Here is a 1,386-nt window from a genome sequence, read left to right as displayed (position 1 = left end):
GGTCCGGCTCCGCGGCCGGGTCGACCGGCTCGAACGCGATGACCAGGGGCGCCCGGTCGTCGTCGACGTCAAGACCGGGAAGACGGCCACCTCGGCCCGGGCCACCGCCGAGCACCACCAGCTGGCCGTCTACCAGCTCGCGGCCTCGCTCGGCGCGTTCGACCAGCTCGTCGGGGGTGGGGTGGAGCCGGGCGGGGCGCGGCTGCTGTTCCTGGCCGACCGCAAGGCCAACGGGGAGGCGAAGGAGCCGCAGCAGGCGGCGCTGCGCCCGGAGGAGATGGGGCACTGGCGCGACGTGCTGATGACCTGCGCCGAGGACTCGGCGGGTGCGGTGTTCGTCGCCCGCGCCGGGCCGGACTGCGACCGGTGCCCGGTCCGCACCAGCTGCCCCGCGGTCGAGACCGGCCGGACGGTGGTGGACGGGTGAGCGGGTCCGGTCCCGTACCCGGACGGGCCGCACACCCGGCCGTGCGGACCCGCGGTCAGGTCGTGCAGCCGGCCCGGGCCCCACACCCGCGGTGCCGGGCCCCGGTCAGGTGGTGCGGAGGGGCCGGACCCGGCGGTCGGCGCCCCGGTCGCTCCGCCCCGGCGGTCGCATCGCCGCGGTAGGCCCAGGCCAGGACCGCGACGACGGCGACGGCCGCCGCCACGATCAGTGGCGCCGACCGTCGCAACGGTCCCAGCAGGGACGGGTCGTCGGGGGTGGGGCGCACCCGGCCCGGGCTAGCTGTACTGCCCGGACAGGTTGGTCAACCTGCTGATCGGTGGGAGACCACCGATGGCGGTGTGGGGCCTGTGGTGGTTGTACTCGTGCAGCCACCCGGGTAGCGCCTTTCGGCGTTGCGACTCGCCGGTGTAGAGCCGGGCGAAGGCCCAGCCGTCGGCGAGAGTGCGGTGGAACCGTTCGATCTTTCCGTTGGTCTGTGGGCGGTAGGGACGGGTGCGTTTCGGGGTGATCCGCAGCGCGTGGCAGGTGTCGCGCCAGGCGTGGGAGCGGTAGGCCGAGCCGTTGTCGGACAGGACTCGGCGGGTGGTGACCCCGCGGGCGGAGAACCAGGCCACCGCGCGGCGCAGCACAGCGATCGCGGTGGCGGCGGTCTCGTCGTCGTGGATCTCGGCGTAGGCCAGGCGGGAGTGGTCGTCGAGCACGGTGTGCACGAACGCCGTGCCCATCTTCGCCTGGTGGTGGGCGTTGCGAAGTTTCCCAGGGGTCGCGGCCCGGTTGCGGTCTCCCTGGGCGCGCCCGACATAGCGCCAGCCGCCGCCGTCGGGGATGTTGCCCAGCTTCTTCACATCCACGTGCAGCAGATCCCCGGGGGCGGGGTGTTCGTAGCGACGCACCGGTTCTCCGGTGGCGCGGTCGACATGGGCGAGGCGGTTGATCCG

2 protein-coding genes are annotated in these 1,386 nt (G+C 74.3%); one reads left to right on the top strand and one right to left on the bottom strand.

Going from position 1 to position 1,386, the window contains the following annotated elements; all coding sequences use genetic code 11:
* The coding region (locus GTW08_RS03900; RefSeq protein ID WP_161151432.1) for a RecB family exonuclease at nucleotides 1-427 on the top strand (427 nt) is incomplete at its 5' end.
* 296 nt (nucleotides 428-723) lie between these two features.
* Here GTW08_RS03900 and GTW08_RS03895 read toward each other — a convergent pair.
* Nucleotides 724-1,386 (bottom strand): IS481 family transposase (locus tag GTW08_RS03895; protein ID WP_161151431.1); only part of this gene is annotated, 663 nt, incomplete at its 5' end.

The organism is Pseudonocardia sp. SID8383 (genome assembly GCF_009864975.1).
Lineage (GTDB): Bacteria > Actinomycetota > Actinomycetes > Mycobacteriales > Pseudonocardiaceae > Pseudonocardia > Pseudonocardia alni.
The sequence above is the reverse complement of the archived record's forward strand: the minus strand, read 5'-3'. Positions and strand labels throughout refer to the sequence as shown.